This is a genomic window from Terriglobales bacterium (assembly GCA_035624475.1).
Lineage (GTDB): Bacteria > Acidobacteriota > Terriglobia > Terriglobales > Acidobacteriaceae > DASPRL01.
This window is the reverse complement of sequence record DASPRL010000125.1, coordinates 1-6,572: the sequence shown is the minus strand read 5'-3', so window position 1 is coordinate 6,572 and position 6,572 is coordinate 1. Positions and strand designations below refer to the sequence as shown.

The following is a 6,572-nucleotide window of genomic DNA, read 5'->3' as shown; positions in this document are numbered from 1 at the left end:
GGCGACAACATCGACCAGCGCATCGTGGACTGGCTGGTGGAGGAGTTCAAGAAGGAGGAAGGCCTGGATCTGCGCGCCAAGGGCAACGAGATGGCGCTGCAGCGCCTGCGCGATGCCGCCGAGAAGGCCAAGATCGAGCTGTCGACCACGCTCGAGACCGAGATCAACCTGCCCTTCATCACCGCCGACGCCAGCGGGCCCAAGCACCTGGTGAAGAAGCTCACCCGCGCGCGCCTGGAGCAGATGGTGGAAGACATCATCCAGCGCTCGGTGGCGCCCTGCAAGCAGGCCATCAAGGACGCCGGCATCGACGCCAAGAAGATCGACGAAGTAGTCCTGGTGGGCGGGCAGACGCGCATGCCGCGCATCCAGCAACTGGTGCGAGAACTCTTCGGCAAGGAGCCGCACCGCGGCGTCAACCCCGACGAAGTGGTGGCGGTGGGCGCGGCGGTGCAGGCGGGCGTGCTGGGCGGCGAGGTCAAGGACCTGCTGCTCTTGGACGTCTCCCCGCTCACCCTCTCCATCGAGACGCTGGGCGGCGTGGCCACCACCATGATCCCGCGCAACACCACCATCCCCACGCGCAAGACGGAGAACTTCTCCACCGCGGCCGACAGCCAGACCTCGGTGGAGGTCCACGTCATGCAGGGCGAGCGCCCGCTGGCGGCGCAGAACCGCACCCTGGGCAAGTTCCACCTGACCGGGCTGCCGCCGGCCCCGCGGGGCGTGCCTCAGATCGAGGTCACCTTCGACATCGACGCCAACGGCATCCTCAACGTGACCGCCAAGGACATGGCCACGGGCAAGGACCAGAAGATCACCATCACCTCCTCGTCCGGCCTCTCCAAAGAGGAGGTGGAGCGCATGGCCAAGGAAGCGGACTCGCACTCCGCCGAGGACAAGGCCAAGCGCGAGGAGATCGAGGCGCGCAACCAGCTCGACTCCATGGTCTACAGCATCGAGAAGATGCTGAAGGAGCATGGCGAGAAGATCTCGGCTTCGGAGAAGTCCGAGGTGGAGAGTGCGCTGGCCGACGCCAAGAAGGCGCTGGAGGGCTCGGACAAGGCGGCCATGGAGTCGGCGCGCGAGCGCCTGACCTCGGCCTCGCACAAGCTGGCGGAGCAGATGTACCGCGCCGCCCAGCCCGCGGGCGGGGCTCCCGGCGGCCAGCCTTCCGGCGAGTCTGCCGGCGGCGAGAAGAAGAAGGACGAGGGCGTCATCGACGCGGAGTACGTGGACGTAGACGAGAAAAAGAAGTAGATCGTTCGTTTAACATCACGAGCGAAGCGAGGGAACCCTATCGTCGCCAAGATTCTCGGTCAGTAGGGCTCCCTCCGGCTTCGCCGTCGGGATGTAATTCAAGAGCGGGGTGAAGCGATGCTGCGAAGGCTTGCCGTGCCTGCCCTGATTCTGGCCCTGGTGGCCCCTATCGTCGCCCAACAGAAGGCCACCGCCACCGACGAGCTCACCGCGCTGCTGCACCACTTTTTGGACGCGGCGGGGCGTAACGACAAGGCCGTCTTCCAGAGCTTCTGGGCCGAGGACGTGCTCTACACCGGCTCCTCCGGGCGGCACGTCACCAAGGCCGACATCATGAAGTCGCTGGATGAGCCGGCGAAGCCCGACGAGCCCCAGTCCACCTTCGACGCCGACCAGATCACGGTGCACGCCTACGGCGACTTCGCCGTGGTCGCCTTCCGCCTCATCCAGAACGTGGTGAACAAGGACGGCTCGAAGGAGACGCACTACTACCGCAATACCGGGACCTTCCAGAAGCGCGACGGCCGCTGGCAGGCCATCGCCTGGCAGGCGACCAAAGTGCCGGAGCCGGAGAAGGCGAAGTAGGGATAACAGGAGATTCTCATTAGAAATGTCATCCTGAGCGAGGCATGTCCGGCGCCGTGCGCCGAACATACCGAGTCGAAGGACCCCCGGGATGCTTGTGCTACGATGCCGCCCAGAGGCGTTCTGGCCATGCAGCAGAAGTACTGGACCTATATCGCAGCCAGCAAGAGCGGAACGCTCTACGTCGGCATGACCAACGACATCGTACGCCGCATGTGGGAGCACAAGAGCGGCGAGTTTGAGGGCTTCGCCAGTAAGTATCACTGTGACCGGCTGGTGTACTGGGAGAGCTTCGACGACGTTCGCAAAGCCATTGACCGGGAAAAGCAACTGAAGGGCTGGCGGAGGTCGAAGAAGATCGCGCTGATCGAGTCCCTCAACCCGCGCTGGCAGGACTTGGCGGAGAAGTGGGGAGCGGAGATGGCGTTTGCGGGGGAATCGATCAAGGGCCGGTGAGAATTCCCTGGAGCATTCTGGTGGGAAGTGACGGTGGCGGGGTCCTTCGACTCGCCATGACCGTTTGCAGAGCAAACGGTCATGGCTCGCTCAGGATGACATTTGTAAAAAGAGACAATGCCGACCGCGACTAGAGATTATTACGGCATCCTCGGCGTGAAGAAGAACGCCTCCGCCGAGGATATTCGCAAGGCCTTCCGCAAGCTGGCGCGCAAGTACCATCCCGACGTCAATCCCGGCGACAAGGCGGCGGAAGAGCGCTTCAAGGCGCTGTCGGAGGCCAACGACGTCCTCTCCGATCCCAAAAAGCGCAAGATCTACGACCAGCTCGGCTACTACAGCGACCAGATCGATCCCGCGGCGGCCGAGGCCTACGCCCGCGCCGGCGGCGGGCCCGGCGGATTTCCCGGCGGCTTCCCCGGCGGAGGTGGCGCCGGGCCGCGTGGCGGCGCCCGCGTCGACTTCAGCGGCTTCGATTTCTCCGACCTCTTCGGCGCCGGCGCCGAACCGCCCAGGAAGGGCGGCGGCTTCAAGGACATCTTCTCCAGCCTCTTCCGCGGCGGCGGCGAGGAAGAAGGCTTCGGCCCGCAGGCGGGCTCCGACCTGGAGTACCAGGCGCAGATCGGCTTCTGGCAGGCCATCAAGGGCGGGGTAGTGAAGCTGAACGTCAGCCGCCAGGAGGCCTGCCGGCAATGCGCCGGGCGCGGCTATCTGGAGAGCGCGCGCGCCTGCCCCGAGTGCAAGGGCTCGGGCCAGGTGACGCAACTGGGCGGGCGCATGAAGTTCAACACTCCCTGCCCGCACTGCGGCGGCTCGGGACGCGAGCGCTCGGCCTGCCCCCACTGCCACGGCGCGGGCGTGCTGCAGCGCACGGAATCCATGGAAGTGCGCATCAAGCCGGGGACGCGCGACGGTCAGCGCATCCGCCTGGCGGGCAAGGGCAACGCCGGGCGCGGCGGCGGGCCCGCCGGCGACCTCTATATCATCGTGCGCGGCGGCCAGCATCCGGTCTTCCGCCGCGAGGGCGACGACATCCACCTCACCGTCCCGGTGACGCCCACAGAAGCGGCGTTGGGCGCCAAGGTCGAGGTGCCGACCATCGACGGCCGCGCGCAGTTGCGCGTGCCTCCGGGGACGCAGAGCGGGCAGAAGCTGCGCATGCGCGAGAAGGGCGTGCCCTCGGCGGTCAAGGAAGGCGTGCGCGGCGACGAGATCGTGGAGATCCAGATCGCGGTGCCGCAGGTGCGCGACGAGCGCTCCAAAGAGATCCTGCGCGAGCTGGCCAAGCTGAACCCGGAGGACCCGCGCGCCGGGCTGTGGAAGCAGGTATGAACATCGTCGCGCTCTATCGCAAGATCCCGCGCCCCATCGCCTCCTGCCTGGCGGCGATCTTCGCCTGGGGGATCGCGTTCTCTTTCGGGATGCTGAGCGCCGGCGGCGCCGTCTATCTCTACGACCGCGGCAAGAACGATGCGCGCGATCTGGCGGTCGGGATGACCGCGCTGTTCTCGGTGGGCACTTTTCTCTTCGTGGTCCTGTTCTCCGGGCTGCAGAGACTGCACCACGAGATCTCGGCGCGCACGCCGCGGATCACCCTGGCGGTCTGCCTGGCCGTGGCCGCGGCCGCCACCGCGCTGCTGTGGGACCGGAACTACGCACTCTGGGTCCTGGCGGGGTGGCTCATCCTCCTCTGCGGCAGCGTTCTGGCCTTCCAGGTGAGCAAGCGCATCGCGGCCTACCCGCCCGCCAGGGAGGCCGCGGAAGACGCGCCGTGGAACGGCGTGGATCAGAGGCCGAGGATCGAGGGCTAATGGCGAGACGCAAACGACAAGGCGCCTACATGATCTCGGCGGTGGCCGAAATGTACGGCATCCATCCGCAGACGTTGCGGCTGTACGAGCGCGAAGGGCTGCTCAAGCCTTCGCGCTCCGAGGGCAACACCCGCCTTTATACCGACCAGGACCTGGAGCGGCTGGAGTTCATCCTCTCGCTGGCCCGCGACATGGGGGTGAACATCTCCGGCATCGCCATGATCCTGCAGATGCGGGAGCGCATGGAGGAGATGCAGCGCCAGATCCAGGAGTTCCTCGCCTACATCCAGAAGGAAGTGCTGCCGCGGGCGGCGGGGGCCATGGCCGACCCGGCGCGCGGCGCCATCGTCCCCATCCGCCGCCCCATGGTCGTGCCTCCGCCGCCCACCCCCACCCGAAAGAAACGTTAACCACAGAGGGCACAGAGGGCACAGAGGAAAAGGCAAGAGTCAAAAGGAAGACGGCAAAAAGAGAAGAGCAAAGGACAGCGTCATCATTCCCTCTTACCGTTTGCCTCTTGCTATATGCCTCTTGCCTTTGTCTTCCTCTGTGTCCTCTGTGGTTAAAAAGACCAAAAAAGCACCGCCGGGGTCGCCGGCGGTGCGAGAGAGAGGAAACGAACGAAGCCTTACTGCGGCTGCTGTGGAGCCGGAGGCGGTCCGCCGGGTCCACCCGGGCCCTGGCCGTGCCGGGGGCGCTGCTGCATGCGCTCCTGCATGCGCTGATGCATGCGGTCGGCCACCTCGAAGCGCTCGGCCAGCATCTTGTTCAGCTCGGCGCGCTGCTCCGGGGTGAGGCTCTTGTTGAACTCCAGCCCGGCCTGCACCATGTCGTTCATCGCGGTCGCCTGGCGCTCCTGGATGGCGGAGAGCCGCTTCTGGATCTCCTCCTGGCTGGGGTTGTCCTTGAATATCTCCTGCATCAGGGCGCGGCGGTCCACTTGGCTGGCCTGGAGCTGCTCGCGCATCTTCTGGCGCCGCCCGGCCATCAGGCCGCGCAACTGCTTGGACTGCTCAGGGCTGAGCTTGAGGCGCACCTCGATCTGCGCCAGGCTGCGCTCGCCCATGAAACCCATCTCGCCGCGGCCCATGTGGCCGCGTCCGTAGCGGGCCACCGCCACCGCGCCCGCGCTGCCCACCAGCACCACCGCCGCCGCCACCATCGCCCATATCTTCTTCGTCATACATGACCTCCCTGGGTCGTGTCCTGCCTGAATGTCATCCCGAATGCTATCTACCCCTACTAACCCGTCCGGAGGAGAGAGTTGCGCTCTCCCGGCGGTTTTTTGCGACAATCGTGGGTTCCGGCCCGCACCGGATCCCATGCTGCCCTTCAAGCTGGTGTACAGCGACGGCTACTACCTGCCCATCGGGGCGCACGTCTTCCCCGCGGAGAAGTACCGCCTCATTCACCAGCGCCTGCTGGACGACGCCACCGCCGGCGCCTCGGACTTCCTGGTTCCCGAGCCGGCCCGCGACGAGGACGTCCTGCTGGTGCATACGCCCCAGTACGTCCGGAAGTTGCGCCACGCCATGCTCACGCCTTACGAAGAAATGCAGATGGAGATCCCCTACTCGCCGGACCTGGTGGAGGCCTTCTGGCTGGCTGCGGGGGGCTCGATCCTGGCGGCGCGGCGGGCCCTCCAGGAGAAGGTGTGCTTCAACCTGGGCGGGGGCTTCCACCACGCTTTTCCCGACCACGGCGAAGGCTTCTGCATGATCCACGATGTGGCCATCGCCATCCGCCGCCTGCAGAAGGACAAGCTCATCGAGCGGGCCATGACCGTGGACTGCGACGTCCACCAGGGCAACGGCACCGCCGCCATCTTCGGGCCGCCGGAGAGCGCGCACCTCGGTCTGCCCGCGGGCCAGCCCGCCACCCCCGGGCGCCTGGGCCCGGCGCACGAGCAGGCCATCCACGACGGCGACGTCTTCACCATCTCCCTGCACCAGGAGAAGAACTACCCGGCGTGGAAGCCGCCGTCCTCGATCGACGTGAACCTGCCCGACGGCACCGCCGACAAGGAGTACCTGGCCTGGCTCGACCAGGCGCTGAGCGCGGGGCTGCGCCAGTTCCAGCCCGACCTGCTCTGCTATCTGGCCGGCGCCGACCCTTACCAGGAGGACCAGTTGGGCGGCCTGGCGCTCACCATCGAGGGCCTGAAGAAGCGCGACCTCATGGTCTTCCGTGCCGCCCGCGCCCACAACATCCCGGTGATGGTGACCTACGCCGGGGGCTACGCCCGCAAGGTCGAGGACACGGTCACCATCCACTGCAACACCGTGCTGGCGGCCCAGGAGACCTTTGCCTCCGGCGGGCCGAGCGACTAGAGTTTTCTCAGGGAGTCTTTTCTTAGGGAGTCATGGTTCCGGTTCAGGGCCGCCCGGCGCGGCCCACTACTTCGCAGGAGGATTCCGATGGCGCAGAAGCTGCAGCCGTACAAGGTCCTGGCCCCGCGGG

The 6,572-nt window shown here is 66.5% G+C and carries 8 protein-coding genes; 7 read left to right on the top strand and 1 reads right to left on the bottom strand.

Annotated features, from left to right (window positions below):
• The 6 genes from VEG08_05475 to VEG08_05450 form a co-directional block, all read left to right on the top strand.
• Nucleotides 1-1,260 (top strand): Hsp70 family protein (locus VEG08_05475; GenBank protein ID HXZ27435.1); only part of this gene is annotated, 1,260 nt, incomplete at its 5' end.
• A gap of 135 nt (nucleotides 1,261-1,395) precedes the next feature.
• Entirely contained in the window at nucleotides 1,396-1,845 is a 450-nt protein-coding gene (locus VEG08_05470) for a nuclear transport factor 2 family protein (protein HXZ27434.1), read from the top strand.
• Nucleotides 1,846-1,950: 105 nt separating this feature from the next.
• On the top strand, nucleotides 1,951-2,301 hold the full coding sequence (locus tag VEG08_05465) for a GIY-YIG nuclease family protein (protein HXZ27433.1): 351 nt from the start codon (nucleotides 1,951-1,953) through the stop codon (nucleotides 2,299-2,301).
• Between the two features lie 117 nt (nucleotides 2,302-2,418).
• Nucleotides 2,419-3,633 (top strand): J domain-containing protein, encoded by a 1,215-nt coding sequence (locus VEG08_05460; GenBank protein ID HXZ27432.1) that lies wholly within the window; start codon nucleotides 2,419-2,421, stop codon nucleotides 3,631-3,633.
• Nucleotides 3,630-4,112: a hypothetical protein gene (locus tag VEG08_05455; GenBank protein HXZ27431.1), complete on the top strand. Its 483-nt coding sequence runs from the start codon at nucleotides 3,630-3,632 to the stop codon at nucleotides 4,110-4,112. The genes VEG08_05460 and VEG08_05455 overlap by 4 nt, the downstream gene beginning before the upstream one ends.
• Nucleotides 4,112-4,522, top strand: a complete 411-nt coding sequence (locus VEG08_05450; protein ID HXZ27430.1) for a helix-turn-helix transcriptional regulator — start codon at nucleotides 4,112-4,114, stop codon at nucleotides 4,520-4,522. Before VEG08_05455 ends, VEG08_05450 begins: the two co-directional genes overlap by 1 nt.
• A gap of 218 nt (nucleotides 4,523-4,740) precedes the next feature.
• On the opposite strand, the gene VEG08_05445 is transcribed toward VEG08_05450, so the two are convergent.
• On the bottom strand, nucleotides 4,741-5,295 hold the full coding sequence (locus VEG08_05445; protein ID HXZ27429.1) for a periplasmic heavy metal sensor: 555 nt from the start codon (nucleotides 5,293-5,295) through the stop codon (nucleotides 4,741-4,743).
• A 139-nt stretch (nucleotides 5,296-5,434) separates the two neighbouring features.
• On the opposite strand from VEG08_05445, the gene VEG08_05440 reads away from it, so the two are divergent.
• A complete protein-coding gene (locus VEG08_05440) occupies nucleotides 5,435-6,442 on the top strand; it encodes a histone deacetylase (GenBank protein HXZ27428.1) in 1,008 nt (335 codons plus the stop codon).
• Nucleotides 6,443-6,572: the final 130 nt, after the last annotated feature.